This window comes from Streptomyces silaceus, assembly GCF_001419745.1.
GTDB lineage: Bacteria > Actinomycetota > Actinomycetes > Streptomycetales > Streptomycetaceae > Streptomyces > Streptomyces silaceus.
The window spans coordinates 42,315-66,576 of sequence record NZ_LIRJ01000004.1 but is presented as its reverse complement, the minus strand read 5'-3'; the positions used below and the strand labels follow the sequence as shown (position 1 = coordinate 66,576).

General features: G+C 70.4%; 45 protein-coding genes. 39 read left to right on the top strand and 6 right to left on the bottom strand.

Features of this window, described 5'->3' with window-relative positions:
• Window positions 1–413: 413 nt before the first annotated feature.
• Both AOK22_RS00770 and AOK22_RS00765 read right to left on the bottom strand, forming a co-directional pair.
• On the bottom strand, window positions 414–1,709 hold the full coding sequence (locus AOK22_RS00770; RefSeq protein WP_055696549.1) for a site-specific integrase: 1,296 nt from the start codon (window positions 1,707–1,709) through the stop codon (window positions 414–416).
• Window positions 1,710–2,140: 431 nt separating this feature from the next.
• Window positions 2,141–2,518 (bottom strand): helix-turn-helix transcriptional regulator, encoded by a 378-nt coding sequence (locus AOK22_RS00765; protein ID WP_055696548.1) that lies wholly within the window; start codon window positions 2,516–2,518, stop codon window positions 2,141–2,143.
• Window positions 2,519–2,740: 222 nt separating this feature from the next.
• On the opposite strand from AOK22_RS00765, the gene AOK22_RS00760 reads away from it, so the two are divergent.
• The 32 genes from AOK22_RS00760 (at window position 2,741) to AOK22_RS00605 (ending at window position 18,191) form a co-directional block, all read left to right on the top strand.
• Window positions 2,741–3,088: an XRE family transcriptional regulator gene (locus AOK22_RS00760; RefSeq protein WP_244164651.1), complete on the top strand. Its 348-nt coding sequence runs from the start codon at window positions 2,741–2,743 to the stop codon at window positions 3,086–3,088.
• On the top strand, window positions 3,072–3,296 hold the full coding sequence (locus AOK22_RS00755; protein WP_055696547.1) for a hypothetical protein: 225 nt from the start codon (window positions 3,072–3,074) through the stop codon (window positions 3,294–3,296). Before AOK22_RS00760 ends, AOK22_RS00755 begins: the two co-directional genes overlap by 17 nt.
• Before the next feature lie 93 nt (window positions 3,297–3,389).
• Complete coding sequence (locus AOK22_RS00750; protein ID WP_055696546.1) at window positions 3,390–3,740, top strand: hypothetical protein; 351 nt, start codon at window positions 3,390–3,392, stop codon at window positions 3,738–3,740.
• Window positions 3,737–4,372 carry a hypothetical protein gene (locus AOK22_RS00745; protein ID WP_157872142.1) on the top strand — a complete coding sequence of 212 codons (636 nt, stop codon included), beginning with the start codon at window positions 3,737–3,739 and terminating at the stop codon, window positions 4,370–4,372. Before AOK22_RS00750 ends, AOK22_RS00745 begins: the two co-directional genes overlap by 4 nt.
• Window positions 4,372–4,626, top strand: a complete 255-nt coding sequence (locus AOK22_RS00740; RefSeq protein WP_055696544.1) for a hypothetical protein — start codon at window positions 4,372–4,374, stop codon at window positions 4,624–4,626. Before AOK22_RS00745 ends, AOK22_RS00740 begins: the two co-directional genes overlap by 1 nt.
• Entirely contained in the window at window positions 4,623–5,000 is a 378-nt protein-coding gene (locus tag AOK22_RS00735) for a hypothetical protein (protein WP_055696543.1), read from the top strand. Before AOK22_RS00740 ends, AOK22_RS00735 begins: the two co-directional genes overlap by 4 nt.
• Window positions 4,997–5,386: a hypothetical protein gene (locus AOK22_RS00730; RefSeq protein WP_055696542.1), complete on the top strand. Its 390-nt coding sequence runs from the start codon at window positions 4,997–4,999 to the stop codon at window positions 5,384–5,386. The genes AOK22_RS00735 and AOK22_RS00730 overlap by 4 nt, the downstream gene beginning before the upstream one ends.
• Window positions 5,383–5,886 carry a hypothetical protein gene (locus AOK22_RS00725; protein WP_055696541.1) on the top strand — a complete coding sequence of 168 codons (504 nt, stop codon included), beginning with the start codon at window positions 5,383–5,385 and terminating at the stop codon, window positions 5,884–5,886. The genes AOK22_RS00730 and AOK22_RS00725 overlap by 4 nt, the downstream gene beginning before the upstream one ends.
• On the top strand, window positions 5,883–6,116 hold the full coding sequence (locus AOK22_RS00720; RefSeq protein ID WP_055696540.1) for a hypothetical protein: 234 nt from the start codon (window positions 5,883–5,885) through the stop codon (window positions 6,114–6,116). Before AOK22_RS00725 ends, AOK22_RS00720 begins: the two co-directional genes overlap by 4 nt.
• Window positions 6,113–6,412, top strand: a complete 300-nt coding sequence (locus AOK22_RS00715) for a hypothetical protein (protein ID WP_055696539.1) — start codon at window positions 6,113–6,115, stop codon at window positions 6,410–6,412. Before AOK22_RS00720 ends, AOK22_RS00715 begins: the two co-directional genes overlap by 4 nt.
• Complete coding sequence (locus tag AOK22_RS00710; protein WP_055696538.1) at window positions 6,409–7,242, top strand: hypothetical protein; 834 nt, start codon at window positions 6,409–6,411, stop codon at window positions 7,240–7,242. The genes AOK22_RS00715 and AOK22_RS00710 overlap by 4 nt, the downstream gene beginning before the upstream one ends.
• 1 nt (window position 7,243) lies before the next feature.
• Window positions 7,244–8,266 (top strand): recombination directionality factor, encoded by a 1,023-nt coding sequence (locus tag AOK22_RS00705; protein ID WP_055696537.1) that lies wholly within the window; start codon window positions 7,244–7,246, stop codon window positions 8,264–8,266.
• Window positions 8,263–9,000 (top strand): exonuclease domain-containing protein, encoded by a 738-nt coding sequence (locus tag AOK22_RS00700; protein WP_055696536.1) that lies wholly within the window; start codon window positions 8,263–8,265, stop codon window positions 8,998–9,000. Before AOK22_RS00705 ends, AOK22_RS00700 begins: the two co-directional genes overlap by 4 nt.
• The gene (locus AOK22_RS00695; protein ID WP_055696535.1) at window positions 9,000–9,251 is read left to right on the top strand and encodes a hypothetical protein; all 252 of its coding nucleotides are present in this window, start codon (window positions 9,000–9,002) and stop codon (window positions 9,249–9,251) included. Before AOK22_RS00700 ends, AOK22_RS00695 begins: the two co-directional genes overlap by 1 nt.
• On the top strand, window positions 9,248–9,886 hold the full coding sequence (locus tag AOK22_RS00690; RefSeq protein WP_055696534.1) for a hypothetical protein: 639 nt from the start codon (window positions 9,248–9,250) through the stop codon (window positions 9,884–9,886). Before AOK22_RS00695 ends, AOK22_RS00690 begins: the two co-directional genes overlap by 4 nt.
• Entirely contained in the window at window positions 9,883–10,191 is a 309-nt protein-coding gene (locus AOK22_RS00685) for a WhiB family transcriptional regulator (protein WP_055696533.1), read from the top strand. Before AOK22_RS00690 ends, AOK22_RS00685 begins: the two co-directional genes overlap by 4 nt.
• A complete protein-coding gene (locus AOK22_RS00680) occupies window positions 10,188–10,514 on the top strand; it encodes a hypothetical protein (protein ID WP_055696532.1) in 327 nt (108 codons plus the stop codon). The genes AOK22_RS00685 and AOK22_RS00680 overlap by 4 nt, the downstream gene beginning before the upstream one ends.
• Entirely contained in the window at window positions 10,514–10,876 is a 363-nt protein-coding gene (locus AOK22_RS00675) for a hypothetical protein (protein ID WP_055696531.1), read from the top strand. Before AOK22_RS00680 ends, AOK22_RS00675 begins: the two co-directional genes overlap by 1 nt.
• Entirely contained in the window at window positions 10,876–11,169 is a 294-nt protein-coding gene (locus AOK22_RS00670; RefSeq protein WP_055696530.1) for a hypothetical protein, read from the top strand. Before AOK22_RS00675 ends, AOK22_RS00670 begins: the two co-directional genes overlap by 1 nt.
• Window positions 11,169–11,504 (top strand): hypothetical protein, encoded by a 336-nt coding sequence (locus tag AOK22_RS00665; RefSeq protein WP_055696529.1) that lies wholly within the window; start codon window positions 11,169–11,171, stop codon window positions 11,502–11,504. The genes AOK22_RS00670 and AOK22_RS00665 overlap by 1 nt, the downstream gene beginning before the upstream one ends.
• Window positions 11,505–11,514: 10 nt before the next feature.
• Window positions 11,515–13,311, top strand: coding sequence for an AAA family ATPase (locus AOK22_RS00660; RefSeq protein WP_055696528.1), 1,797 nt, complete (start codon window positions 11,515–11,517; stop codon window positions 13,309–13,311).
• An 85-nt stretch (window positions 13,312–13,396) separates the two neighbouring features.
• Complete coding sequence (locus tag AOK22_RS42085; protein ID WP_063795168.1) at window positions 13,397–14,116, top strand: hypothetical protein; 720 nt, start codon at window positions 13,397–13,399, stop codon at window positions 14,114–14,116.
• Between the two features lie 38 nt (window positions 14,117–14,154).
• Entirely contained in the window at window positions 14,155–14,487 is a 333-nt protein-coding gene (locus AOK22_RS00650) for a hypothetical protein (protein ID WP_055696527.1), read from the top strand.
• Window positions 14,484–14,987, top strand: a complete 504-nt coding sequence (locus AOK22_RS00645; protein ID WP_157872140.1) for a hypothetical protein — start codon at window positions 14,484–14,486, stop codon at window positions 14,985–14,987. Before AOK22_RS00650 ends, AOK22_RS00645 begins: the two co-directional genes overlap by 4 nt.
• Window positions 14,984–15,172: a hypothetical protein gene (locus AOK22_RS00640; RefSeq protein WP_055696525.1), complete on the top strand. Its 189-nt coding sequence runs from the start codon at window positions 14,984–14,986 to the stop codon at window positions 15,170–15,172. The genes AOK22_RS00645 and AOK22_RS00640 overlap by 4 nt, the downstream gene beginning before the upstream one ends.
• Before the next feature lie 235 nt (window positions 15,173–15,407).
• Window positions 15,408–15,845, top strand: a complete 438-nt coding sequence (locus AOK22_RS00630) for a helix-turn-helix domain-containing protein (RefSeq protein ID WP_055696523.1) — start codon at window positions 15,408–15,410, stop codon at window positions 15,843–15,845.
• On the top strand, window positions 15,842–16,243 hold the full coding sequence (locus tag AOK22_RS00625) for a hypothetical protein (RefSeq protein WP_055696522.1): 402 nt from the start codon (window positions 15,842–15,844) through the stop codon (window positions 16,241–16,243). The genes AOK22_RS00630 and AOK22_RS00625 overlap by 4 nt, the downstream gene beginning before the upstream one ends.
• Entirely contained in the window at window positions 16,240–16,485 is a 246-nt protein-coding gene (locus AOK22_RS00620) for a hypothetical protein (RefSeq protein WP_055696521.1), read from the top strand. The genes AOK22_RS00625 and AOK22_RS00620 overlap by 4 nt, the downstream gene beginning before the upstream one ends.
• Complete coding sequence (locus AOK22_RS41770) at window positions 16,482–16,652, top strand: hypothetical protein (RefSeq protein WP_167357815.1); 171 nt, start codon at window positions 16,482–16,484, stop codon at window positions 16,650–16,652. The genes AOK22_RS00620 and AOK22_RS41770 overlap by 4 nt, the downstream gene beginning before the upstream one ends.
• Window positions 16,649–17,158, top strand: a complete 510-nt coding sequence (locus tag AOK22_RS00615; RefSeq protein ID WP_055696520.1) for a hypothetical protein — start codon at window positions 16,649–16,651, stop codon at window positions 17,156–17,158. Before AOK22_RS41770 ends, AOK22_RS00615 begins: the two co-directional genes overlap by 4 nt.
• 95 nt (window positions 17,159–17,253) lie before the next feature.
• Complete coding sequence (locus AOK22_RS00610) at window positions 17,254–17,970, top strand: hypothetical protein (protein WP_055696519.1); 717 nt, start codon at window positions 17,254–17,256, stop codon at window positions 17,968–17,970.
• The gene (locus AOK22_RS00605) at window positions 17,967–18,191 is read left to right on the top strand and encodes a hypothetical protein (RefSeq protein ID WP_157872138.1); all 225 of its coding nucleotides are present in this window, start codon (window positions 17,967–17,969) and stop codon (window positions 18,189–18,191) included. Before AOK22_RS00610 ends, AOK22_RS00605 begins: the two co-directional genes overlap by 4 nt.
• 25 nt (window positions 18,192–18,216) lie before the next feature.
• On the opposite strand, the gene AOK22_RS39240 is transcribed toward AOK22_RS00605, so the two are convergent.
• Window positions 18,217–19,025, bottom strand: a protein-coding gene (locus AOK22_RS39240) for an IS5 family transposase (RefSeq protein WP_167357814.1) whose coding sequence is annotated in 2 segments (ribosomal slippage) — window positions 18,217–18,686 and window positions 18,686–19,025 — 810 coding nt in all. Because the reading frame shifts where the segments join, the coding sequence is not laid out codon by codon here.
• 228 nt (window positions 19,026–19,253) lie between these two features.
• Between AOK22_RS39240 and AOK22_RS00600 the strand changes: the two genes are divergently transcribed.
• Window positions 19,254–19,571 carry a hypothetical protein gene (locus AOK22_RS00600; protein WP_055696517.1) on the top strand — a complete coding sequence of 106 codons (318 nt, stop codon included), beginning with the start codon at window positions 19,254–19,256 and terminating at the stop codon, window positions 19,569–19,571.
• Window positions 19,572–19,602: 31 nt separating this feature from the next.
• On the opposite strand, the gene AOK22_RS00595 is transcribed toward AOK22_RS00600, so the two are convergent.
• The 3 genes from AOK22_RS00595 to AOK22_RS00585 all read right to left on the bottom strand — a co-directional run bounded on the left by AOK22_RS00595 (window position 19,603) and on the right by AOK22_RS00585 (window position 20,500).
• Complete coding sequence (locus tag AOK22_RS00595) at window positions 19,603–19,815, bottom strand: hypothetical protein (protein WP_055696516.1); 213 nt, start codon at window positions 19,813–19,815, stop codon at window positions 19,603–19,605.
• Window positions 19,816–19,896: 81 nt separating this feature from the next.
• A complete protein-coding gene (locus tag AOK22_RS00590) occupies window positions 19,897–20,112 on the bottom strand; it encodes a hypothetical protein (RefSeq protein ID WP_055696515.1) in 216 nt (71 codons plus the stop codon).
• A gap of 121 nt (window positions 20,113–20,233) precedes the next feature.
• Window positions 20,234–20,500 carry a sigma factor-like helix-turn-helix DNA-binding protein gene (locus AOK22_RS00585; protein WP_055696514.1) on the bottom strand — a complete coding sequence of 89 codons (267 nt, stop codon included), beginning with the start codon at window positions 20,498–20,500 and terminating at the stop codon, window positions 20,234–20,236.
• A 192-nt stretch (window positions 20,501–20,692) separates the two neighbouring features.
• Here AOK22_RS00585 and AOK22_RS00580 point away from each other — a divergent pair, with 192 nt between their 5' ends.
• From AOK22_RS00580 to AOK22_RS00560, 6 genes are all read left to right on the top strand, one after another.
• Complete coding sequence (locus tag AOK22_RS00580; protein WP_055696513.1) at window positions 20,693–20,875, top strand: hypothetical protein; 183 nt, start codon at window positions 20,693–20,695, stop codon at window positions 20,873–20,875.
• Complete coding sequence (locus AOK22_RS00575; protein ID WP_055696512.1) at window positions 20,872–21,345, top strand: hypothetical protein; 474 nt, start codon at window positions 20,872–20,874, stop codon at window positions 21,343–21,345. Before AOK22_RS00580 ends, AOK22_RS00575 begins: the two co-directional genes overlap by 4 nt.
• Before the next feature lie 90 nt (window positions 21,346–21,435).
• The gene (locus AOK22_RS41245; protein WP_157872136.1) at window positions 21,436–21,612 is read left to right on the top strand and encodes a hypothetical protein; all 177 of its coding nucleotides are present in this window, start codon (window positions 21,436–21,438) and stop codon (window positions 21,610–21,612) included.
• A gap of 79 nt (window positions 21,613–21,691) precedes the next feature.
• A complete protein-coding gene (locus AOK22_RS41240; RefSeq protein ID WP_055696511.1) occupies window positions 21,692–21,985 on the top strand; it encodes a hypothetical protein in 294 nt (97 codons plus the stop codon).
• A complete protein-coding gene (locus AOK22_RS00565) occupies window positions 21,982–23,466 on the top strand; it encodes a DUF2637 domain-containing protein (protein WP_157872134.1) in 1,485 nt (494 codons plus the stop codon). Before AOK22_RS41240 ends, AOK22_RS00565 begins: the two co-directional genes overlap by 4 nt.
• Before the next feature lie 12 nt (window positions 23,467–23,478).
• A complete protein-coding gene (locus AOK22_RS00560) occupies window positions 23,479–23,973 on the top strand; it encodes a hypothetical protein (protein WP_157872132.1) in 495 nt (164 codons plus the stop codon).
• Window positions 23,974–24,262 lie beyond the last annotated feature (289 nt).

The window sequence follows — 24,262 nt, the reverse complement described above, 5'->3', positions numbered from 1 at the left end:
GGTGGTGGCGGCTACCCCAAGACGTACCACGACTACCGCATCCGCAAAGAACGCCAGGAACGCTGGGACCGCAGGTACCGCCGCTCCCACCCGCACTCGGGCCGCTGACCCCGAACCGGCCGCGCGACACGGCCTCTTGACCTCGTGCCGCGGCCACCGGACCCGACCACGCGAAAGGCCCCCTGCCGAGATCGGCGGGGGGCCTTCGTCACCGGTGGGCGCGGACGGTTTCGAACCGCCGACATCCTCCTTGTAAGAGCGTCGCTCCAAAGATCCAGACTGACCGAGGTTCGCCGAGACTCGCCGAGCCGTTTCCGCCCTCTCACGACACCCCCCGTTCGGGGTTCGCCGAGACTCGCCGAGGGCCGCCGAGGGGGCTTTGTGGACTCCTTGTGGACTCCACGCCGATTCGATCACTTAACGGCACGGAGTCCACTTCCCTCCGCCGACGGCTCGCCCGCCAGGGCAGCACGCACGTTCTCGCGCGCGCCCTCGCTCTCATGGGTGTAGATCCACGTGACCTTGCCGCCTCGCTTCTGCCCGAGGAACGCCTGCGTGTCCCGCTCCGGCACACCGGCCTCGTGCAGCCGCGACGTGGTCCGGTGCCGGTACTCGTAGATGCGCGGCCACCACTCCAGGCGCCCGGTGTCCGGGTTCACAATCTGACGGGCAACGCCGGCCTGCACCGTGGCCCTCTTCCAGGGGCGCTGGAGGTTGTTCATGTTCAGCGCCCCGCCGCGCGGGCCGCGCAGGAGCAGCTCCTCGACGTGGAGGTCGAGCCCGTCACCGATCCGGGACCGGGTAGCCTTCGGCTTCCACTTGTCGATCATGAATTGAAGGGCGTCCCACGCCGTCGGCGTGAGCGGCACGGCCCGGAACCCCGCCTCGGTCTTGGGAACCGCCTGACGGCGCAGGCGGCCGCCGTCAAGGACGAGAATCTCCTTGATGTACGCCACCCGCTCCGCCTCGTCCAGACAGTGCAGCCGCAGACCGGCATACTCCCCCGGCCGCATCCCGCACTCGTGCGCGAAGTCCCGGAAGATCCGTTGGTAGTACTCCGGCAACGCCGCATGGATCAGCGCGTACTGCGCCGTCGTCGGCGGCTTCAGGTCGTCCGGGTGCTTCACGTTCTTCGGCGCCGTGACCTCCAGGTGCACGGCCGGGTTCACACTGATCCGCTCACCGTCCTTGATCGCCGCATCGAGCAGGGCGACGAGGAGTTCCTTGACCTTCTTCTGCGTTTCGTGCCCCTTCACCTCGTGGGTGAGCCACTTCTGGAGGGCCATGTACTCCAGATCGATGAGCCGGTACTCGGCCCACTTCGGTTCGAGATGGGCGGTCCACAGGCTCCGCTTACGGTTCCGGGTCTTGATGGCACCCTTCATCTGGTGGACCTCCCACCACTCCGCCCACCACTTCCCCAGGCGGATCTTCCCTCGCTCGGGGTCGCGATACTTCCGCTCGCGCACGTCGGTGCGGGTCCGGTCGAGGAACGCCTCGGCCGCCGCCTTGCCTCCTTCCTTGATCGTGAAGTTCTTCGACTTCTGCCGCCCGGTCGGGTCCCGGAAACGCGCCTGCCACGATCCGATGCAGTCGCGCCGCGGCCGGCGTTCGCCGTACTGGCCGGGTGGATAGTCCGCGAGGCATCGGCTGCATCCGCAGCTCTTGCTCGCGATCTGCCGGGGGTTGTTAAGCGCCCTACGCGCCATGGTTGATCACCTGCCCGCTCCTTCGCTGGCTGGGGACGCGGGGCAGCAACGTCACCGGCTCCCCGCACCAGCAGACTGCACCCAGGTCCGGTTGCTCTACGGCGAGTTCGGAGAGAATCGCCCGCACGACGGTGACTGCGTGTGCGTGGCCTAGCGTGCGAGGCAGATTGATGGTGCCGTCGGAGGCATCGAAGGGCGCAGGCTCGCTCTGAGGCGAGAATCGAATGCGGACGCACATAGAAAACCCCCGTCTTCGCAGGCATCTTGAACCTGTCGCCGAAGGGGGAGGGCATCGGCCAGTCGTCCGACCGTACATCCACCTGAGGGAATTTTCACCCACTGTTGAGCGTGTTGCTAGGCAGACGCACACTCTGAGTGAGCAAGTCCGTTTTACGGAGACCAGCGAGGGTGCCGCACGGTTGTACAGCGCCTCAATTCGCCTTCGTGCGGCCCTCGTTGAGATCACGCATCGCGCGCAGCTGAACCTCAGCGATTTCCTGCTGTTCGCGCGGGAGACTACGGATCAGGTCGAGGATGCGCGCCTCCGCGTCGGGCGAGAGCGGACCAGGGCCGAGGCGCTCGGTGGCCGCGAAGAGCTCTTCGAGCGTGAACTTGGGGAAGGCTTGGGCGATGCGGCGCAGCACGTCCGGGCGAGGCGTCCGCTTGCGGTGGCTCCAGGTGTTCACTGCGGAGACGGAGACGCCGATGCGCTTCGCGACCTCGGTCTCGTTGACGCTGTACTCGTCTTTAAGCCTCTTCAGGAGCTGCGCGAAGTCCTCGCCGTGCTGGTCGCTGCCCTCGTTCTCCACGCGGCAAGACTGCCCGACGCTTCTACTTTTCTCAAGTGAAAGTAGAAGCGTGGCGCATTCCCGTGCAGCGCACAGCCTCCCCGCCGCACGCCCGGCACGCAGGCATATGACTCCAGAATAGAACGCTTCTTCGATTTAGGAAGTCGCTCGGCGAAACTCGGCGGAACCCGTTGACGCGACTCGACTTCGACTGTAGAAATGTCGCATCACCACGAAGACGCGGTGAGCTACACCACCACCAGGCACGAGGTCCACATGCCGAAAGTCAGCCGCAAACACAACGGCGAGCCACTCAGGGAAGCCATGGCGGCGGCCGGCCTCACCGGGCCTGAGCTCTCGGAGGCCACCAAGGAGATCGACCCGGCGGGCCGGGGCGTCAGCCCCGCCACCGTCGGACGCATCGCCGGGCGCGGCAAGACCGCTCGCAACACGTGCGAGTTGCACACCGCCTGGTTCGTCGCCGAGGCCTTGCACCGGCGGACGAACGCCCCCCTCCAGGACCTCTTTTCCATGCCCGCACGATCGACTACGACAGTAGAAAGGTCAAGGTCTGATGCCGAAGAAGAGTGACCGCATCGTCGACCTCCCGGCCGGACTCGTCCCGCTGCTCAGTCAGAAGGAACTGGAGACGTACTACGGCGTCTCCGACTGGCAGGTCCTCCGGTGGATCGAAGCGGGGATGCCGACCGAGCCCTTCGCGGGCCGCGGACGCCGCTTCTCCCTCGCCAAGTGCGAGGCCTGGCACGCCAAGCAGGACGAGTTCACCCCGAGCGCCTGACCCATCCCTAAACGCGCCGAAGGGCCGCTCCGACTTCCCGGCCTGAGCGACCCCACGACTCGGAGCCTCACCACCAGAAGAAATGAGGTCACCGTGAACACGGAGACTACCTCTCAGCAGACCGGCGGATACGAGCTGGTCAGTGACAACCGCGCCGCCGTCGAGGCGATGCTGAACTACGTTCCCGTACCCGCCCCGACGATGATCGCGAGGGCGGAGGCCGTGTTCGTCATGGTCGCCGACCTCGACGACCTCGGCGTGTGGCTTCAGGCGCGGGGCGGTGTGATCCACGTGAGCTCGGCCGGTGACGGCCTGGAGCTGTGGACGCTCCTCACCACGACGCCCAAGCGCGGTGACGGCTCGTCGGTACCCGTGCGGGTGTCGGTGCCGGTGCCCATGGGCGAGATCGTGATGGCGTACATCCTCGCGGCGGTGGTCGCATGAGCGCCCCGCTGGTGGTGAACACGAGGGACGGCCTCGTGTGGACGCGTCGCGTGGTGACGCGTGACGGGCTCGCTCTGTACGCCCTTGAGGGCGTGTGCTCCTGCCCGGAGTTCGTGATGGCGACGGAGGCGGAGCTCGCGGAGCACGGGATCGTCGGGTCGGCGGATGTGCTGCCGGTGCCGGTCGGTCCGCAGCCGGACACTTTGGCTGAGCAGCTCGGCGACGTCCGGCCCGCGAGCACGAGCCTGCTCGCCTCGCTGGCCAAGTCTGTCCGGGACTGCCGCGAGCACGAACACCCCACGGGGGAAGACCTGTTCTGCCTGAACCTCACCTCGTACATGGGCGAGCGGATGGGGCCGGTGCTCCGGCGGCTGCTCGACGGTGAGGTGAAGTTGGAGCGGTTGCGGGCTCGGGTCGCCGAGCTGGAGGCCGCCGCGTACGTGGCACCTTCGCCCAGCTGCACTCGCTGCTACGGCGCTGACGCCGCGCGGTTCGTGGCCAACGGTGGTGAGAGCGCGCCGTGCCGCGTCTGTGGGTCCTCGCAGGCCGTCGAGTCGGCGGACAAGCTGACGCGGCTCCTCGCGCCCACGCAGGTCCTCCGCACGGACGAGCCCACGACGGGCGGTGCGTGATGGCCGACCAGACCACGACGCACGACGTCCTCGCCTGCGTCTCCCTCGCGGTCGGTGTCTTCGGCGCCTCGCTGGTGCCGTTCCTCCTCCTCGTCGACGCCGAGCACCTCACACCGCGCTGGCTCCGGGAGTCCACCGTGCTGGAGCGGGCGGCCCTCACCGCGGCGAACGCGGTCGACCGGGCCCGGCTCGCCGCCGTCAAGGCGCTCCTCCTCCTGCTCCGCCTCTCCACCACGAAGGGGGCCGTCCGATGAGCGACGACCGCACGCCCGTCGACGGGCCGTTCCGCATCGGCGTGGACGCCACCCCCACCGGGGTCGGCCTCGACGTCTCCCACTACCTCACCGCCGTGATCCTCGGCATCGCGCAGGTGGCCGACGAGGACGGCGAGCAGCTCCTCGACGACCTGCGCGACATCGCCGCGCTGGCGCGGTCCGCCGCCCTGCAGGGCTCGGACTCGCATGCCGCGCACGAGCGGGACGACGAGGTCGCCCGGCTCCTCGCGGAGGTCGCGGACGACGGGGTGATCCCGGTGTACGGCGAGCAGGTCGGGCGGCTGCGGGATCGGCTCGCGATGCTGACGGCGCCGCGTCCGGTGCCTTCGCAGGAGCGGAGGCGCACCGCATGAGCGCCCGCGAGCAAGCCGAGCGCCTCACCGCGCTGGTGAACGAGATCGAGCAGGCCGGGTTCGAAGTCCGCACCAACGGATCGTCGATCGTGGTCGGCGATGTGAAGGTCGTCATGGGCGCCCGGGAGGGTGACCCGTGGATCGTCCGGCTCGCTCCGCCCCGCCACCCGCGCGAGCGCGTGCTGGTTACCCGTCCGGATCGCTACCTCAGGTCGTCCACAGGCCTGTTGCACCTTCGGTCGGAGTACGGCGTCGTCGAGGACGACGGCATGTCGAACCACCAGTCGGTGTGCGGCGTGTACTTCGACCTGAAGGGCGAGGCAATCCCGCTGAAGGTCGGCGAGGGCGACCGAATCTGCAAGCGCTGCCTGTCAGGTGCCGCATGAGCGCCCGCACCGTCATCGAGCACGCGCTCCGCGTCTACTACGCCGACTCAGCCGAGCCGAACGCCATCGCCCGCGACCTCCTCGCTGCTCACCGCGACGAAGTGCTGCGGAGCATGGCCGCCGAGGTCAAGACGCTCGGCGACGCGCGGGGCTGGTCGGTCTGGGCCGCGCACTACATGCACCCCGACGTCGAGTTCGTCGACACGGGCGCCCCGGGCGTAGAGGAGAAGGCCACCGCTTCGGCGGCGAAGGCCACTCCCGAACCCGACCCGGCCCGTGAACGGCGTCTGGAGCAGCTCCTCGACGCGATCCGCACATGGCGCGGGCGCTGGACCACGGTCCGCGCCCAAGACCTCTACCGCCTCACCGGCGGGCCCACCATGCGGCACGTCGCCCGGCGGGACCTGGCCGAGCTGCACCGGCGCGGGCACCTGCGCAAGCACAGCGCGGACGCCGGCCAGCACTACACCCTCGCCACCCGGAAGGACGGCCGCTCATGACCGGCCCTTGGCACTACCGCGAAGCCGAACGCCTTATCGAGCTCGCCCAGGAGACGGACGACGAGACCGTCGAGATCTACGCCGAGGCGCAGGTGCACGCCACCCTCGCAGTCGCTGCGGCCACGGCCAACCAGCCCAGCGCAGCGCCCGCGGATTCTCTGATGCGGCGCGCGTGGGCAGCGATCACCGGCCCCTTTGTGGGCGTCGCGACGGAAGGCAGCCGCCCGTGAGTGCCCGCGCAGAGATCCTCGCCGCCCTGATGCGCGGCGGCTACAGCGAAGACGCCGCCGTCTCCCTGATGAGCCGGGCCGACAAGGAACCCCAGACCTCCACCGGGACCGGGGACCCCGAGTTCCCGACCACCCTCGCGGGTGGTCACGCCCTGGTCGTCGAGTACGGCGACTGCGAGTTCCACGGCTGCTGCCAGTGCGGCATGCGGCTGGGCACGGTCACGCCGGACAAGTTCAGCAGCCCGTTCGGCCTCCCGTGGGAGCGCCACGTCATGAGGCAGGAGACGGGCCGATGACGAACCCGAAGCACGCACGCCAGACCGAGCGGGGCCGCTACTACAGCGACCCCGCCGGGGGCCCGGACCTCGTCTCGGTCACCAACGTCCTCGACACCTCCGTCAACAAGTCCATGGCCCTGGTGCCGTGGGGTGTGAAGCTCACCGTCGAGCACATCTTCGACGACTGGAAGGCCATCGCCCGCCGCCTCCTCGGCGACCGCGCGACCCTCACCAAGGAGATCAAGGCCGTCCACGCCGATGTCCGCGAGCGTGCTGCCGATCTCGGCGACCGTGTCCATGCGGCGGCGGAGGCCCGTCTCCTCGGCGCACCGATCCCGGATGACCCGGAAGTCGCGCCCTACCTCGACCAGTTCGACCTGTGGCTCGCGTCGTGGGGCGTCGACCCCGCCGAGCACGTCGAGGCGACGGAGATCACCGTCGTGCACCGGCGCCTCGGCTACGCCGGGACGGCCGACCTCATGATCTGGCTGCCCACCGGACCGGCCCGGCGCCTGGAGCTGTGGCTCATCGACTACAAGTCGTCGGCCACCCGCCCCGCGAAGTCGGTGTACCCGGAGAACACCCTCCAGCTCGCCGCGCTCCGCTACGCCGAGACAGCCCTGCTCCCCGACGACACCGAGCAGCCGATGCCCCGCATCGAGCGGACCGGCGTCCTTAACCTCCGCGCGACGTCGCATGCGCTGGTGCCGATGCCCGCCGGCCGCAGTGCCCACCGGGCGTTCCGTGGCGCGCTGGAAAACACCCGCTGGCTCCACGCCGCGAAGTCCTCGTACCCCGCGCTGATCGCACCCGCAGACGTCGCGCGAACTACCAAGGAGGTGGCCTGACATGGGGGCCCGACTCCGCAACATCCAGGCGCGCGCCGCCGAGCACGGCCGCCTGCGCACCGGCTACACCGACGGCAACCGGCCGATGCGCTCCCCGAACTGGGTCGTCACCTCGCACAGCGAGGAGCACGTCCGCAAGGCCGCCGAACTGTGGGGCGGCACCCCGCAGCAGTGGTCGCCGCTCAACTCGACGATCAGCCAGTGGCGCGTCATCACCAAGTCCCCGTCCATCGAGGCACTCATCACGCCGGGCGACCCGCTCAACCAGTTCAACGAGATGTGGTCCAAGGGCGGCTGCCAGCGCCGCTGCGACGGCGAGACCGAGCTCCTAACCCGCCAGCCCTGCATCTGCGCGGCCCGCTTCGGTGAGGACTGGCACCAGCAGAAGAAGGGCGTCGTCTGCTCGACCACGTCGCGCCTGAACGTCATGCTGCCGGACCTGTCCGGCATGGGCATGTGGCGGGCCGAGACCCACAGCTTCTATGCCGCGCAGGAGTGGGGCGGCATGGTCGACATGGTCCTCGCCGGTACGGACGGCAAGGGCTTCATCCCGGTGAATCTTCGCATCGAGCCCCGTCAGCGGGTCGCGAATGGGGAGACGAAGAAGTTCCCCGTGGTCGTCGTCGAGCTGCGCGGTATCACCCCGCGGCAGGCGCTGGCCGGGCCGGTGAACGCGGCGACCGCGCTCAACCCCGGGGCAGCCGGGCAGCGGGCGGCCATCGAGGCGCCGCGCCCCGACTACCTCGCCGAGGCCGAGGGCGCGCTCACCTCCGATGACGTGCGCGACGTGTGGCGCAAGGCAGCTAAGGCGGGCCACGTTGCTCCCAAGGGCAGCGACGACTTGTCCAAGCAGCTCATGGCTATGGCGGCGGCGAAGGACGAGGAGAGCAAGCAGCCCGAGCCGGGCGGTGACGAGCCGGGCCCGGACGCCGAGGGCGTGTACGAGGGCGAGGTCATCGACGACGCGGAGCAGGCGAGCAGTTGGCCGGCCGTCGCGCAGCCCGGATCGGGGGCCCGCCGATGAGCTGGCACCTCGGCCGTATGGCCGCCTTCGACCTGGAGACCACCGCCGCCGACCCCGAGACCGCGCGCATCGTCACCGCCTGCGTCGTGCAGCTCGGCGGCGGACAGCCCCTATCCCCGGCAACGTGGGTGGCTGATCCGGGCGTTGAGATCCCGGACGAGGCCGCAAAGATCCACGGCTACACCACCGAACGGGCCCGCGCCGAGGGCCGCCCCGCCGCCGAGGTCGTCGAGGAGATCACCGCCGCGCTCGGCCAAGTCCTCGCCTACGGCATCCCGATCGTCGCGATGAACGCCCGCTACGACCTCACCGTCCTCGACCGCGAGTGCCGCCGCCACGGCCTGGAGACCCTCCTCGACCGCTACGTCGACGACGTCATCTGGCCGGTGATCGACCCGTTCGTCATCGACAAGCACGTCGACCGCTTCCGCCGTGGCTCGCGCACCCTGACCGCGCTGTGCCAGCACTACAAAGTGAAACTCGACGGCGCGCACGACTCGGCGGCCGACGCGATCGCCGCGGCCCGGGTCGCCTGGCGGCTCGGGGCCACCCGCCCCGAGCTGGCGACGATGGATGTTGAGGCACTGCACCACGCGCAGATCGAATGGGCGCGGGAGCAAGCCGAGGGACTGGCCGCGTACTTCCGCAAGACGCCCGGCAAGGAGCACCAGGCCGCGACTGTCCGCACCGAGTGGCCGCTCATCCCGCACCAGCGCACGGGCGGTGACGCGTGATGCCGTACTCCCTCCGCTCCCTCGTCGCCCACACACCCGTCCTCGGCCTGGTCCGCGGCTCCGGCCGGCACCGCCCCGCCCGCCCGTCGGGCGACCGGGCTCCGCTGGACCCGCCCTCAGGGGCCGTACGGCACGGGTTCCGGCACTGCACACCGTGCGGCACCGACACCGTCGCGATCCTCCACCGCACCGGCCACACCTGCGGCGACTGCGGCCACGAGCACTACACCGACGAAGGCGGCGACCAGTGACCACACCCACGCTCTTCGACACCACCACCCCGGCCGCCACCACGGCGGCCGGGCCCCGGCCCCTCCAACTCCCGACCGTCTACGGCCTGGATCTGTCGCTCACCTCCACCGGAATTAGCGACGGCACCACGGCCGACGCCCTCATCCCCGGTGACCGGGCGGGACACGACCGCCTCGAATTCCACCGAGCCGCCATCCGGCAGCGCGTCCCCGACGACACCAGCCTCGTCGTCATCGAGGGCGTCGCGATGTCGGTCGGCTACCGGCCTGGCGTCGAGGAGATGACCTACCTTCGCGGCCTCATCCGCCACGACCTGTGGCGCCGCCGCATCCCCTTCGCGATCTGCCCGCCGCAGCACCGCATCATCTACGCCACCGGCCGGGCCAACCCCGCGAAGGATCACCCCGCGAGCAAGCGAAAGACCGTCGCCAAGGGCATGGTCCGGGACGCGGTCATCGAGCGATACGGCGTGCCGTGCGAGGGCCGCGGCCGCTACGACCAGGCCGACGCCACGATCCTCGCCGCGATGGGCCTGCACTGGCTCGGCTACCCGCTTGCCGTCCTGCCCGATACCCACCGGCGCGCCCTCGATGGCGTGACGTGGCCGCTGAACGTTCCGGCGGTGGCCCGGTGATCATCCACACGCAGCACCACCGCGCCGCACCCGACACCACCACCGGCTCCACAAACTGGCGCAAGCGCGCAGCCTGCCTCGGCGTCGACCCCGACGTCATGTTCCCCGACAGCAGGCCGCAGAAGATCGCAGAGGCCAAGGCGGTCTGCGAGCGCTGCCCCGTCTACCGCCTGTGCCTGCGCGACATCATCCGCCACGAAGGGGCACGTCACCCCACCCGCCGGCACGGCGTCGTCGCCGCCCTCACCGGACCCGAACGCCTTGCCGTGTGGCGGCAGTTGAAACGCCGCGGGGTGATCACGTGACCGGCCGCGGGCGCCCGGACGTACCCGGACCCGCCGAGTGCACCCACTGGATCGGCCCCGAACACCACCACTGCCGATTCACCCACCAGGTCCGCCTCTACCTCACCGGCCCCCGCTGCCCGGACCACACCCCCAACGCACTACGTGGACGTCCCGAACCCCCACCCGGGCCCAGCCTCCCCGCCGGCGCCTGGACGACTCCGTCCCCGCTCTCCGACTCGGCGCTGTTCGACGACCGCGCCGTCGCCAGCGGCAAACGCCGCTCCACCCCGCACACCTACCGCACCGCACAGGCCGCGGTTCATCACCAGAAAGGCACCTGATGCCCGACATCAAGTTCGACTCCAAGGTCCTTGAGGACGTGAAGGACGCCCTCGACGGCCACGCCATGGAGATGTTCAAGCAGCGCAAGGGCCGGTGGATGGCCGTTGTCGAGCTCGCCCACGTCGAGCGCGTCGAGCCGGGCCCCGACGAGGAGAAGGTCCCCACGGTCAAGCTCCGCATCGTCGGTATTGAGGTTGCCGACAACGAGTTCGCCGACGAGCGGCTCCGCGAACTCCAGCGCGGCCTGTACCGGCTGCGCACGAAGGGCGGCACCCTTGACGGCGAGCTCGACCCCGACGTCCAGAACGCTCGCGACGTCCTGCGGCACGGCTCCGGCATCCTCACCGGGGCGGATGCCTGATGGCCTACATCGGACACCGCTGCGACTGCGGACACAGCGACCTCCAGCACGCTGAGGACGGCACCAGTACGACCCTCGGCCGCTGCGCCGCCGAGTACGGCGTCACCTGCTCCCGCACCTGCGGGCCGCTCAACCAGTCAGAGGTGATCCCCACCTTCGACTGCAAGGGCAACCGGGTTGAGCGGGTCATCGTCCCGGGCGAGGGGCTGCCCTCCGAGAGCGGCGCCAGCATCGTGAAGACGTGCCCGTGCGAATCCTGTACGGCGCTGCACGAGCAGGTGGCGAGCGCCTGATGACCGCCCGGCCGCAGGGCAGCATCTCCCCCCGCCACTGCCCCGCGTGCCGGGCCCCCATCCTCCGCCAGCTCGTCGGCGACCGAGCCGCCCTCCACATCACCGCGGACCTCACCCCGCTCACCCCCGCCGAGCAGACAGCCGTACGCGAACCCAACCGGCTCATCTGGTGCCTGCGCACCTCCACAACCGGCACCCAGACCCTCGCCTGGATCCAGACGTGGCACCCGCCCGACTGCCCCCACCCCCACGTCACCGAACACCGCTGCACCGCACCACCCCGCACGGCCCCACCCGTCCGGCCAGCACCACCAGCGCCCGACACCCTGTTCTGAGGAGACCCGCGTGGACAACGTCCGCCACATCCCGCGCAACGAGGCGGATACGGACGGCTTCAACCGGGTTCCCCCCTGCGACGCCGAGGCCGAGGAGTACGTCGTCGGCATCGTCATGCACTCCAAGCAGGCCTTCGACGAGTGCTCCCTCCTCATCACCCGCGACGACCTGTACAAGCCCGCCCACCAACTCATCTGGGACACCACCGCCGGCATCTACGCCACCGGCCAGCCCTGCCACCCCGCCCTCGTCCGGGCCGAACTGGAGAAGGAAGGCCAGCTCCACCGAGTCGACGGCGGCAACCTCATCTACCGCCTCGGCTCGGAGACGATCAGCCCGCTCATGGCGGCCTCGTTCGCCGAACGCATCGCCGAGACCGCACGCCAGCGCCGCTACGACGAACACTCCACCTCCCTCAAGACCGCGATCGACCGCAACGCCGACGGCGACGAACTCGCCGCGCTCGTCGCCGAGTTCCAGCAGCGCGAGCAGCTCCGCGAGAACACCGGCCACGGGCCTGCTCACCTCGTCGCCTCGCTCCTGAACTGGGGCACGTTCTTCGCCACCGACTTCGGCGAGATCCAGCTCCTGCCCGGCAAGCTCATGGGCCCCGGCCAGCAGATCACCCTCGTCGGCGACGGCAAGGCCGGCAAGAGCCTGTTCACACAGGAATGGATGTGGCGCATGGCCACCGGCCAGAGCGTCCTCGACGACGCCCCGCAGCCCCCGGTCAAGGTGCTCTACCTCGACGCGGAGAACGGGCAGGAGCAGGTGCAGGAACGCTTCCTGTCCTTCGGCGCCGGACCCACCAACATGGGCGAACTCCGGTACGCCAGCTTCCCGCCCCTGCGGCCCCTCGACACCGCGGGCGGCGGCGCCGACCTCCTCGCCCTCGTCAAGGCCACCGGCGCCGACCTCGTCGTCATCGACACCGTCTCCCGGTTCATCGGCGGCCCCGAGAACGACGCCGACACCTGGCTCTCCCTCTACCGGCACACGCTCCTGCCCCTGAAGCGCGACCGCATCGCCTCCGTGCGCCTCGACCACTTCGGCAAGGACCGCGAGCGCGGCGGCCGCGGCTCCTCCGCCAAGACACAAGACGTCGACCACGTCTGGGAACTCACCTACCAGGGCGGCGGCACCCTCGTCCTCAAGCGCACCCACACCCGCACCGGCATCGGCCCCGACCACTTCACCCTGCTGCGCCAGGCTCACCGCGACGGCGACAACTGGGCTCTCGGCGGCACCCGCCACGTCCTGATGACCTACGACAACGAACCCGGCACCGACACTGGCCTCGCCGCGATCCCCGGCACCGTCGAGCACATCGTCGCCACCCTCGACCGCGCCGGCCTGCCCAACGACACGGGGAACCGGGTCGCTCGGGAAAAGCTTGCGGAACTCCAAGTTCCGGGCGGCAACAACAAGATCGCCGAGGCCGTACGGCGCCGCAAAGCCCGATCCGAAATGACCGGTTTCGACGTTTCCCCGGAACGTTTCCCGGACCGTTCCCAGCAGACGTTTCCCGGAAACGTTTCCCGGAACACACCCCGGAACGACGAAACCCCAGGTCAGACGTTTCCCGGAAACGTCGCGGAAACGTCAGGAACGCCCCCCGTTCCCACCGTTCCCCCCTCGAAGAGGGGGAACGGGGAGGGAACGCCGGAACCACCAGACGCGAAAGAACCCCTCTGCACCGTCTGCAGCAACCCCCTCCACGGCTACCGCCTCGACCGCGGATACGACACCTGCCTCTCCTGCGACCCCGAAACCGGCAGCCACCCCGAACCCCCCGGCGCCGCCTAGCCGCGCCCACATCCGGATACAGCCACACCCACGCACACCCCAGCAACAACCACAGCAACGAGACCCCGAGACAACGGAGATCACCATGCACCCCGCCCTCTTCACCACCCCCGGTGTCCGCCAGTTCGCCGAAGAGATCGACGCCGAACGCCAGCGGCAGATCGCCAAGTTCGGCGAGCAGCACCACCCCGACGGCACCGGCCTCCCCATCCACCAGCACGCAGCGAACCGCTACCGCGACGCCGCCGACCGCAATGCTGCCGCGGGCGTCCTCATGTGGCGTGACGTGCTGCTGGAGGAGGTCTACGAGGCACTCGCCGAGTCGGACACGTCCCTGCTGCGCGCCGAGCTCGTCCAGGTCGCCGCGGTGTGCGCCGCGTGGGCCGCCGACATCGACAGCCGCACGCCCGCCGAGAAGCAGCCCACGGAGGACGTGAAGGGCGAGCAGCCCACGCCGGGCCCGGCCCCGCGCACCGAGCGCGCGCACTGGGTGGACATCGCCAACGCCCTCAACGCCGCGGCCGACGCCGGGATGCCCGTCGGCATCGACATCGACGGCACCCTCACCGACCGCAACGCCTGGTCGGTCGTCTGGGACGCGGCCGCCGCGCGGTGGACGGTCGCCGGATACGACGAGGACATCGAGGAGCGGCCGGCGTGCGCTAAGTGCCGCCGCCCGTTCGACCCCGCCGACACCCGGTACGCCGGACGCGCCCGCTACAGCGGCACCCCGTACTGCCGCGGCTGCGTCGAGGCCTGCCACGACAACGAGATCGCCGATCACCGCTGCGTGATCTGCGCGTGAGCCGTACGACCACCGACCCGACACCACGAAGGAGCACCATGCCCACCCGCCAGTTCACCCGCGAGCAGCTCGCCGCCCTCGGCGTCCCGCCCGACAGCCCCGAGGACGTCGAGTACAGCGTCACCCTCCTCGCTGACGAGCACGTCACGAACCTGAAGTACTCCCAGCAGCGCCGCGCGATCTTCTGCGCCGACGACGACGGCAAGACGTACGCCGTCGCGTACGAGGCCCCGGTCGACGCCGGCGACTTCGAGGTCCACGGCCAGAGCCCGGACGACTACGGCTGGTACGGGCCGACCGTCGAGGCCGTCGAGGTCGAGGAGCGCGCGGTGACCGTCACGCGCTGGATGCCGGTCGACGAGCCGCAGTGAGCAGCAGGACGGTCCGCCCCGCAGCAACCGGGGCGGACCGCACCTCCCAGCACACCACACCCGATCTGGAGATGACCATGGCCGAGAAGCCGTACACCGACGCCGAGCACCAACTCGCCACCGTCCAGCGCGTTCGCCACGTCCTGGAGACGGAGCCCGTCATCGGCCGCAACGCCCTGGCCTACCGGGGGCTGGTCCTCGCCGCGGTCATGGCCGACGAGGCGCAGCAGATGGAGGCCGCCGGCGAGAGCGACTGCCGCACCCCGCTCACCCATAACTGGGGCTGCGGATGCCCCACCGACCCGCCTCACCGCGGCGACAAAGTCGAAGCCTGGCTACGCACACGCCGCGAGGAGTACCCGCACGGCTCCCCCGAGTGGCACACCGTCGACTGCGTCCTCGACCGATACCGGCTCCACGCCGACACCGGAACCCTGCTCACCGAGCACGCCTGCGAATGCCGAGACGCCGACGACTGCGACTGCCGGGAGCGGACGTGACTGCCCGCCGGTGCTCGCGCGGGCACTTCATCCCCGCCACCGCCGACACCACCGCCTGCCACTGCGTCCTCGTGCCCCGCGCCCGCTACCGCAGGCACCGCCTCGGCTCAGACCTGTGGGGCCAAGGCCTCGCCGCCCGCCGCAAGGCCATCCGCACCGTCACGCTCGCCGGGAGCTACCTGTGATCGACGCCCTCGACACGTTCCTCCGCACGCTCGGCCTGTGGGTCGCCGTGGGCGCCGCGCTCGGCACACTCCTCGCCCTCGGCACCCTGACCACCCTCGCATGGGCCTGGAGACGCCTCCTGCGGCGCCCTGTACGCCCGTCCTGGGCCCGCGGACGCCTCCGCGCCCGAATCCTCGCCCGCACCCGCCTCAGGGCCTCCAAGAGCCGCACAGCGCCTCACAGTCGGGGGACAGCATGACCCTCACCCAGGAACAGATCGAAGTCATCTGCGGCATCGCCCGCGGCCACACCCTCCACCGCATCGCCCGCACCCTGCGCATCAGCCACGGCGCCGCCCGCAAACGCCTCCAAGCCGCCACCCGCTCCGCCGGGATCACCACACCCCGAGCACAGGCCCCCCTCGTCGACTACGCGTACCGGGAGGGCTACCTCGCCGGCCTGCCCCCTGAGCCCCGCAGCCCGGTGCACCTCGGCCCGCGCCTGGAGGAACTCCTCGACGCGTACGCCCGCGGACTGACCACCGCCGACATCGTCGCCGAGACGGGCACGACGAGGAGCACCATCACGGACCGCCGCGACCTCCTCCTCGACCTGCTCGGCGCACACAGCCCGGCCCACGCCGTCGCCCTCGCCTGGCAGCAAGCACTCACCACCTCTGGGAGACAGCCGTGACACACCACCTCACCTACGCCCGCGGCCTCACCGCCGGCGCCCTCCTCAGCGCCAGTGCCGCCGCCTACCTGACCACCACCTACACACCCCTGTGGGCCGCTCCCGTCGTGTACGTCGCCGGGCTGCTCGCCTGGTGCGCGCAGCGCGAGTACGCGTTCCATCGGGCGCGCCTGGTCGAGCACGAGCGGGCCCGCCGCGCCGCGTACGTCCAACAGCCCCCGCCGTGCTGCGAGTTCTGGCGGCACTCCGACGGCGCCGTCCACGGGCCCCGCTGCACCCGCCCGCACGACCCGACGGCCGAGCTGTACGCCGCGTGCTGCGCTGCGGGGTTCGTCTCGCGCGGCACCGACCACGAGCCCACCTGCCCGACCCGCACGACGAGGAGCAATGCCGCATGACGCTCAACGCCCGAACACGCACCCACCTGAAAGCCATCGCCGCCGAGTTCCAACGCGGACTGTCCACCGATCCGGCCGAGGCCCCCGCGACGTGGTTCCTGTCCGGCGCCATCAACGGCATCGCGCTCGCCGTGAAGGTCGCGGACGGAGAGAGCGCGGAGCAAGCGATGGAAGACCTCGCCAAGAGCCTGGAGAAGAACATGCAGCGCGTGGCGCCACCGCTCAGGAAGGACGGGCAGTGACCGGCCCGTCGTCGACGCCCCGGGGCGAGCACGCGCCCGCCCCGGGCGTCACCTGGCAGACCGAGCTGGTGCGCGTCGAGCAGTTCGTCGACGACGACGCACCCGACCCTCGACCGAACCGGCAGACCCGCCGCGCCCTCGCACGCGCAGCACGGAGGAAGAAGTGACCATCACCCGCCGCCGCAAGAAGCCCGTTGAGGTCGACACCCTCCAGTGGACCGGCGACAACGAGGCCGCCGTTCAGGACTTCGTCGGCGGTCCCGCCGTCTTCTACGCGCTGGACGACGCCGACCGCGAGAACTCCGACGACCCAGAGGCCACGGCGGCCGTCTTCGATGAGCTGCACTCCACCTGGGTCCTGGTCTACACCGGGCAGCACATCGTGCGCGGCGTGAAGGGCGAGTACTACCCGATCGCGGAGGACGTGCTCGCCGAGACGTACGAGCCGGTGCAGCCCGCCCCGACAGCGACCGACCCTGCCGAGGCCCGGAAAACCGCCCGCATGTACGCCGCCCTGTACAGCAGCGCCGAGCAGACCGTCTCCCGCGTCATCACCCTCCACGAGCAGTGGACCAAGACCGGACCGCCGCCCCTCGGTACGAGCCTGTCCCGCTGGTGGGACGCCCGCCTCTCCGAGCTGCACGACGCGATCCTCGGGCCCGACCGCCGCTGAGCATGACGAAGGGGCGCCCTCGCAGTCTCCCCAGACCAGGACGCCCCTCAGGTGCTGATCACCGTACCGCCCCACGCACCACAGGAGCACCCACGATGACCACCACCGCCACCCACCTCCGCACCATCGCCCTCCACTGGCACGACCTCCACGAAGCCGCCGGACAGCCGCCGCAGATCGGCGCGTTCGGGCTCGGCCTCCGCGGCTACCTCGCCCGCCTCGACGAACTCGACACCGACCGCGCCCTCATGGACGCCGCCCTCGCCCGCGCCGCCGAGCGCGCCGACTCCAACCCCGAAGCCCTCGGCGAGCGGCCCGTCCCGGTACGCCTGTCCGTCCTCGACACGATGCGCGCCGTCGAGGCCGCCCTCGTCGACTGCGCCGACCAGACCGCCGCAGTCGTGCAGCGCTCCCCGATGGCGTACGCCCCGCGGGGATGGCCGGCCGCCGACCGGGCGCGCCGCGACGCCCTCGCGCGGGCGGACGCGCTCGACCCCCGCCGGTGGAGGTACACCGGGCAGAGGACGGCGCCGTACGCCGCGCTGTGGTTGTTGGCGCGCGTCGAGCGGAAGGGCGGTCCGTTCACCGCCCTCAGCGACGGGCAGCGGACTCGTATCGGCGTCGTCGCAGCGGGCGCGGCCGAGCGTGTCGAGCGGGCCCTCGACATCGCCGCGCAGCGCCTCACGCTGGAGCGCCCGTGCGTGAATTGCGGTGGTGCAATCGACGTTCACGGCGGCGAGGGACGGGCGCCGCTCGCGCACTGCACGGGATGCGGGCGCATCTGGTCGGAGGGACAGGTGATCGCAGCATGAGCGAGTACGAACTACCCGACCGCACACACCTTGTGGGCCAGGAGGTGAAGCTGAAGCTGCACCGGTGGGCCATCAAGGGACCGAAGCGCGGCATCTTCCTCGGACAGGGCGAGCGCGGCCTGTCCATCCGAGCCAAGGGCGGCGGGCGGCACATCTACTACCACGCCGAGATCAAGTCGGTCCGGCCCATGAGAGGGCGCGGGCGGGCCGCTCGCAGCTGACGCTCGCCCGCGCTAACTGATGGTTTCAAAATGAGGTTCGTAGGCGTCTCAGGCAGATGATGCTGCAGGCGAGTTGGAGCAGTGCGAGGTGGAGATCAGCACGTGTTTCGTAGCGGATCCGCAGGCGTTTGAACTGGTGGAGCCACGCGAAGGTCCGCTCGACGACCCATCGAGTCCTGCCGAGTCCAGAACCGTGGGTGGTGCCTCTGCGCGCGATCCTTGGTGTGATGCCACGCGCTCGAAGGATTCGGCGGTACATGTCGAAGTCGTAGCCGCGGTCGGCGAAGAGCCGGCCCGGCCGGTGTCGCGGCCGTCCGCGGACACCGCGGATCCGGGGCATCGCATCCAGCAGAGGCACGAGCTGCGTGACATCATGACGATTTCCGCTGGTCAACGAGACGACCAGGGGTGTGCCGTACCGGTCGACGATCAGGTGGTGTTTGCTGCCGGGCCGTGCCCGGTCGACCGGCGAAGGTCCGGTGTGAGCCCCCCTTTCAGGGCCCGGACATGTGAAGCGTCGATGGCGGCGTCATCCATGTCCAGCAGGCCCGCGGCCCGCAACTCGCACAGCAGTACCTCGTGCAACTGCGGCCAGACACCGGCCTCGGTCCAGTCACGCAGACGTCTCCAGGCCGTCACACCGCTGCAGCCAACTTGCTCCGACGGAACGTCCCGCCAGCTCACGCCCTTGCACAGCACGTAAACGATGCCCCGCAGAGCAGCACGATCGTCCGCGGGCAGCCGCCCGGGATACCGGTGCCGTCTGGCCGGACGAGCCGGCAACAGCGGGGCCACCCGTTCCCACAAGTCATCAGGCACAAGGTCAGCAGGCACTCCACCAACCCTGCCCCTACATCACCCAACTGCCAAGCCTCACAGCAGACTTCATTCTGAAACCATCAGTAAGCCGACGCTACGACGGTCTGAGGTCGAGGGGAACGAGGCAGCCGCGTGCGCCAGGCGCGTACACGCCACGGCGTCTCCACCCGAGTACGAACGAGGTATTGACCCCCGTCCGTACCTCAGAGCAGCCTGTACCCCCCACGCACCACGGGAGGGTCCATGTCGACGCAGAACGATGACTACCGCGCGTACGAGTACTGGCCGAGCAAGGACGAGCGCCGCATCGTTGCGTTGAAGCGCACTCCGGAAGTGGATGCGATGACGGACGAGCAACTGGTCTCCCGGCACGTGGCTCAGGAGAACCCCAGTGTTCGATCGCGTGTCGTCAGCCGTGACGAGGACGGCGGGGGCACGACCGTCGCCGTGTTTGCACGCACCGAGGAGACCGACAGACTGACCGATGAGGAGCTCATGGCGTCGGTGGATGAGTGGAAACGGCATCGGCGCCTTCGAGTCGTCGGCGACGAGGGCGAGTAGGCCAGCGCTTCCGGGCATCCAGTTGGACTGCTCAATCTGTCCACCCCACATCGAGCACCTCGACGGTGCCGCGCGCCGCTCTGCACGTGACCCAGCTCGACACTCCGAACGCCACGACCGGCCCCGGTCGCGTGTCCGGGGCGTCCGCCACGGAGTCGATGACGGCGAGCACCTCCTCGTGCACGTCGTCCGGCAGCATCACCATCACCGCGTCGGCCTGGCACGACAGCTCCACCCTGTGCATAACGCCCCCTTGTGATCCACAGGGGCGTCACGGTAGAGCGAGGGCCGCGGGAACGAGTGTGCCTGTGGATAACCGGGCCGCTCAGTGCACCCATGCGTCCGGGCCGCCGCCGCGCCAGTCGATGAGCGGGGAGCGCACGACGTCCATCTCGTCCCACTCCTGGAGTCCGGCTTCCTGCATGAACGCGGCGATGTCGCGCACGGAGTAGGCGCGGCCGAGGATTGTGCCGTCGACCCGCACGCGGCGGCCGCCGTCCTCGTCGGGCGGATAGATCACTACAGGCGTGGTGGAAGCCATACCCCCAGAGTCGCCGCCCGGCGAGGCGGCCGCACGTCTGCCTACTCCAGCACTCCGAGCCGCGCCGCCTCTGCGTCGATGTCGAGCTGCTCGCCGAGCCACTGCACGAGATCATCCACCGCTACGCCTCCGCGCCGTCATCAACGTCTTCGGCGAGAATCTGGCGCACGCGGCCGAAGCTGATGCCCATCTCCTTCGCGATCTCCCGGAGCGTCATTCCGTCCGCCTGCATCTCTCGTGCCGCTTCCTGCCGGCGCCGCCTCCACTCCAGGCGCGCGGCGTCCATGGCAGCGTCCAGCCGACGGGCTCTTTCTGCGGGCGGCATGTCTACCGCTACGGCGGCGATGGCTTCGCGCACGCGCCGCACCTCCTCCGACTGGTCGTCCATATCCGTCCCTCTCCGGGATGGGGAGGAGGATTGCCTTTACCGTCTTGTGTAGTCACCCTACACGCGTGTAGCTTGACTACACAACGGTGCGGGATCCTCTCCGTCCGTGATCAACAACAAGGCCCCGGCCCGGGAGTCGCCACTCCATATGGGTCGGGGCCGCCCACCCTCACTCTGACGAAAGGGCAGGCAATGCCCGAGCGTACCGATCACCTCCCTGAGCAGCCCAGCCCCGCGCAGCCGGTCGCCACCGACCCGCAGGCCGACGCCCCCGAACTGCTGCGCCGCGCCGCCGCCGACTACACCAGCACTCAGGCCCACCACGCCGAGGTCGACCACGAGGACCGCGTCCACGGCATGGAGATGAATCGATGACCGGCGCGATCGTTGCTGCCGCCGCCGCTCTGGTCTCCGCGCTGTCCGGCGTGCTGCTGCAAGCGCTGATCGGTGAACGTCGGGCGCGTGCCGAGCGGGAGCGGCAGGAGGCGGAGCGTCGCCGGGCCGAGCTCATCGAGGCAGTCCGCAACCTGCTGGGAGCCTACGTCCGCTTCCGCGACCAGCAGTACCGCAAGATCCGCGCCCGGCGCATGGGCCGCGACGACACCTACGAGTCGATCGACGGCCGGTACGAGGCCCGCAGCACGTTCACCGAGGCGATCGACGGCGTGCACGCCGTCACCGACGACCAGGACCTTCTGGCATCGGTGGAGGAGGCCCGCCGGCTGGTGTTGGCGCTCGGTGATGCCGCCCCCGCCCCGGGCCAGGTCGATGAGGCCGAGGTGGCGCGGATCGGGGAGTTGGCCCGCCAGAAGCACACCGCGCTCCGCCGCGCCCTGCACCCCTGAACATCAGCCCCGCTACCTGCCGTGAGGGCGGCGGATCGAATCCGCCCCGGGGCACGCACCACTTCATCCACCGACACGAAGGAGCCCGTCATGTTCAAGCGCACCGACAAAGAATGCGCGCAGGAGCTGGTGGCTGCGGCGATGGTCACGAAGGACTCTGACGAAACCGCCGAGGTGATCAGGCAGACGATGACGCTCGGCGAGATGGCCCGCGGCGGCGCCTACATCCGCTCCGGGAAGCCCGTCACCGGCCCCGACGAAGACTGACCAGCTGGCCGTCGAGCCCGTCTCGCACGGGCCCGACGGCTGACGATCCACTCGCACCCGACTCAGGACGGACACCGTCATGAAGAGCCTCCTCCGCGTCAGCGCCCCGCGACTCGCGCTGATCTTCGGCATCCTGTTCCTCATCGCCTGCCCGTCGGCCTTCCGGCTCGCGGTCGAGGCCCTGCTCCAGGTGCTGCCGATCGCGGTGGCCGTGCTGGCGTGGCTCCTGATCGCAGGCGTCGAGGTTGCGGTCTGGCTGCTGACGACGCCCACGGGCGCTGCGCTGCTGGGCATCGCGGCCGCGGCCGCGCTCCTCCGGTGGGCTGTGACGCAGCTGCGGCACGGCGTCCAGCTCGGGTGGGGGCGCGCGTGAGCACCACCGCCCCGCCCGGCCTGACACGCGCCGAGAAGTGCCTCGTCGCGGTCGCCTGCCTGCTCGCCACGACCGTGTCCGTCCTCGGCCTCCTCTCCAGCTTCCAGGCCCTGGCAACCCGGGCCGGACTGTGGGGGTGGGACTGGCCGTGGATGCTGCCCACCGGCATCGACCTGTCGATCCCTGCGTTCACCATCACCGCGCTCCTGCTGATCCGTATCGACATGCCGCTGGCGTGGGTGGCGTGGGTGCCGAAGCTGCTGACCGGCGCAACCGTGTACCTGAACTGGTCGGCGGCGAGCACCCTGCCGGGGCAGATCGGGCACGCCGTCCTCACCCTGCTCTGGGTCGTGTTCAGCGAGATCGCCGGGCACGTGTACGCCTCGTACATCGGCGCCCGGACCGGGCAGCGCATCGAGAAGATCCGCCGCATCCGGTGGGCGCTGGCCCCGATCTCGACGCTGATCATGTGGCGGTACATGCGGCTGTGGGAGGCCCACGGCTTCGCTGCCGTGGTCGACCATCGCCGCGAGGCCACCGTGTTCCGCGCCCGCCTCCGTGCCGAGCACGGCTGGTTCTGGTGGCGGAACTCCCGCTTCGCCACGGAGCGGCTCGCTCTGCGGCTGTCGCGGGTGGGCGTCCCGATCGAGGAGACGCTCGACGCGCCGCGCCGGCAGGCCGAGGAGCAGCGTCGCGCCGAGCAAGCCCGCCAGGAGGAGGAGCAGGAGCGCCTCCGGGTGGCGGAGCAGGAGCATGCCGAGCGGATCCGTCAGCAGCGCGAGGAGCAGGCGGAGCTGAAGCGCATCGCGGCCGCCGAGCAGGCCAGCGACGAGGAAGCGGCGCGCGCCCGGCGGTTGGCCGAGGCGCAGGTGGCTGCGCAGCTCGCGGAGATCGAGCGCGGGCAGCGGGAGGCCGACGAGCGGGCCGTCGAGGAGGCGCGGTTGCGCGAGCAGGCCCGCGAGCGTGAGGCCGTGGAGATCGCGGAGCGTCTCGCGGCGGCGGCGAAGGCTTCTGCGGACGCCGAGCAGAAGCGCCGCGAGGAAGTGTCTCGGCGCCGCGAAGTCGAGGCGCAGCTGCGGCAGATGGCGCCCCGGCCGGCGCCGCAGCCCGCCGCGCCCGGCGCCTCGCAGGGCGCTCCGGCCGAGCCCGCCACAGCGCCACGGCCGACCGTCCCGGAGCGCCACGAGCCGACGCCCCACGCCACCCGGCAGGGCGCCACGGTGCCCGCCACGGGGGCGCCACGGCCGACGCGCACGAGGCGCCGCGCACCCGCCACCCGTGGCGACGCAGTCGACGCCATCAAGGCGCTCTACACCGAGCTCGGAAGGCGCCCGCTGGAGAGCGAGATGGTCGACGAGCTGAAGGCGATCAAGTCTCCCTTCGACTCGCGCCAGTTCGCTCAGAAGATCCGTAAGGAGATCGAGGCACAGCATCCCGAGTTGGCTGCTCTCGGCTCCGACAACGTCCGCGCTATCAGCTGAATTGGAACGGCTATGGAGAACGAACAGAGCCCGTACGGCGGGCCCGTCCAGAAGTCTGGATTGCAGCGCCGCAAAGTCGCATTGGCTGCCGGTGCCGTCATTCTCGCGAGCGGCAGTCTCATCGGGTATCAGGTGCATTCCGATAACGCCGCAGAGAACGACCTGAAGGCGCAGAAGCTTGAACTCGAACGCCTGCGGGAGGTCAACCGGGCCGCCGAGTCCGGCCGCGACGAGGCGAAGGCACGCCAGCAGGACGTCGATGCGTGCGTGAAGGGCAACGGCGCCAAGATCGGCGAGCCGTCCTACCGGGACGTGGTGAACGACTGCCGCGCCCAATACGCCGGCACCGTGTCGGGGGATGACATGGGCGCCGCCGCCTCCGCGCAGAGCTCGGACTCCGGCACCGCCGTGTCCACCGGGCTGCTGGCCGGGGTCGGTGTGGTCGCGCTGGGGGTGGCGGCGTTCGCGAAGTTGGGCCGCCGCCGGACCTCGTACTACGAGTACTGATCGAGTTACCTACTCCCTACCTCCCGGCCTCAAGAGCCCGCACCCACGGCCCTATGCGTGCGGTGAGCGGGGCTTTTCGGGGCGGTAGGTAGGGAGTAGGTAGCCGGAAGGTGAGGATTCATGGCGACCGACACGGCGCCCCCGCGCGCGCCCGGCCCGCCCGCTTCTCCGGATGCCGGTCTGCCCGGTGGGCCGATCCGGGAGGAGGGGCTGATCGCGTCCATGCTGCGCCCCGTGCAACCCGCCCGGCCGACCCCCGAGGCCCCGGCCGCGCCCGCGGGTGATCCGC

Coding starts and splice junctions, on each gene's coding strand:
- AOK22_RS00770 (WP_055696549.1), bottom strand. CDS start 1,709: ATGGCGCGTAGGGCGCTTAACAACCCCCGGCAGATCGCGAGCAAGAGC.
- AOK22_RS00755 (WP_055696547.1), top strand. CDS start 3,072: ATGCCGAAGAAGAGTGACCGCATCGTCGACCTCCCGGCCGGACTCGTC.
- AOK22_RS00745 (WP_157872142.1), top strand. CDS start 3,737: ATGAGCGCCCCGCTGGTGGTGAACACGAGGGACGGCCTCGTGTGGACG.
- AOK22_RS00740 (WP_055696544.1), top strand. CDS start 4,372: ATGGCCGACCAGACCACGACGCACGACGTCCTCGCCTGCGTCTCCCTC.
- AOK22_RS00735 (WP_055696543.1), top strand. CDS start 4,623: ATGAGCGACGACCGCACGCCCGTCGACGGGCCGTTCCGCATCGGCGTG.
- AOK22_RS00730 (WP_055696542.1), top strand. CDS start 4,997: ATGAGCGCCCGCGAGCAAGCCGAGCGCCTCACCGCGCTGGTGAACGAG.
- AOK22_RS00725 (WP_055696541.1), top strand. CDS start 5,383: ATGAGCGCCCGCACCGTCATCGAGCACGCGCTCCGCGTCTACTACGCC.
- AOK22_RS00720 (WP_055696540.1), top strand. CDS start 5,883: ATGACCGGCCCTTGGCACTACCGCGAAGCCGAACGCCTTATCGAGCTC.
- AOK22_RS00710 (WP_055696538.1), top strand. CDS start 6,409: ATGACGAACCCGAAGCACGCACGCCAGACCGAGCGGGGCCGCTACTAC.
- AOK22_RS00705 (WP_055696537.1), top strand. CDS start 7,244: ATGGGGGCCCGACTCCGCAACATCCAGGCGCGCGCCGCCGAGCACGGC.
- AOK22_RS00700 (WP_055696536.1), top strand. CDS start 8,263: ATGAGCTGGCACCTCGGCCGTATGGCCGCCTTCGACCTGGAGACCACC.
- AOK22_RS00695 (WP_055696535.1), top strand. CDS start 9,000: ATGCCGTACTCCCTCCGCTCCCTCGTCGCCCACACACCCGTCCTCGGC.
- AOK22_RS00675 (WP_055696531.1), top strand. CDS start 10,514: ATGCCCGACATCAAGTTCGACTCCAAGGTCCTTGAGGACGTGAAGGAC.
- AOK22_RS00670 (WP_055696530.1), top strand. CDS start 10,876: ATGGCCTACATCGGACACCGCTGCGACTGCGGACACAGCGACCTCCAG.
- AOK22_RS00665 (WP_055696529.1), top strand. CDS start 11,169: ATGACCGCCCGGCCGCAGGGCAGCATCTCCCCCCGCCACTGCCCCGCG.
- AOK22_RS42085 (WP_063795168.1), top strand. CDS start 13,397: ATGCACCCCGCCCTCTTCACCACCCCCGGTGTCCGCCAGTTCGCCGAA.
- AOK22_RS00650 (WP_055696527.1), top strand. CDS start 14,155: ATGCCCACCCGCCAGTTCACCCGCGAGCAGCTCGCCGCCCTCGGCGTC.
- AOK22_RS00630 (WP_055696523.1), top strand. CDS start 15,408: ATGACCCTCACCCAGGAACAGATCGAAGTCATCTGCGGCATCGCCCGC.
- AOK22_RS00620 (WP_055696521.1), top strand. CDS start 16,240: ATGACGCTCAACGCCCGAACACGCACCCACCTGAAAGCCATCGCCGCC.
- AOK22_RS00610 (WP_055696519.1), top strand. CDS start 17,254: ATGACCACCACCGCCACCCACCTCCGCACCATCGCCCTCCACTGGCAC.
- AOK22_RS00605 (WP_157872138.1), top strand. CDS start 17,967: ATGAGCGAGTACGAACTACCCGACCGCACACACCTTGTGGGCCAGGAG.
- AOK22_RS00600 (WP_055696517.1), top strand. CDS start 19,254: ATGTCGACGCAGAACGATGACTACCGCGCGTACGAGTACTGGCCGAGC.
- AOK22_RS00595 (WP_055696516.1), bottom strand. CDS start 19,815: ATGCACAGGGTGGAGCTGTCGTGCCAGGCCGACGCGGTGATGGTGATG.
- AOK22_RS00590 (WP_055696515.1), bottom strand. CDS start 20,112: ATGGCTTCCACCACGCCTGTAGTGATCTATCCGCCCGACGAGGACGGC.
- AOK22_RS00585 (WP_055696514.1), bottom strand. CDS start 20,500: ATGGACGACCAGTCGGAGGAGGTGCGGCGCGTGCGCGAAGCCATCGCC.
- AOK22_RS00580 (WP_055696513.1), top strand. CDS start 20,693: ATGCCCGAGCGTACCGATCACCTCCCTGAGCAGCCCAGCCCCGCGCAG.
- AOK22_RS00575 (WP_055696512.1), top strand. CDS start 20,872: ATGACCGGCGCGATCGTTGCTGCCGCCGCCGCTCTGGTCTCCGCGCTG.
- AOK22_RS41245 (WP_157872136.1), top strand. CDS start 21,436: ATGTTCAAGCGCACCGACAAAGAATGCGCGCAGGAGCTGGTGGCTGCG.
- AOK22_RS41240 (WP_055696511.1), top strand. CDS start 21,692: ATGAAGAGCCTCCTCCGCGTCAGCGCCCCGCGACTCGCGCTGATCTTC.
- AOK22_RS00560 (WP_157872132.1), top strand. CDS start 23,479: ATGGAGAACGAACAGAGCCCGTACGGCGGGCCCGTCCAGAAGTCTGGA.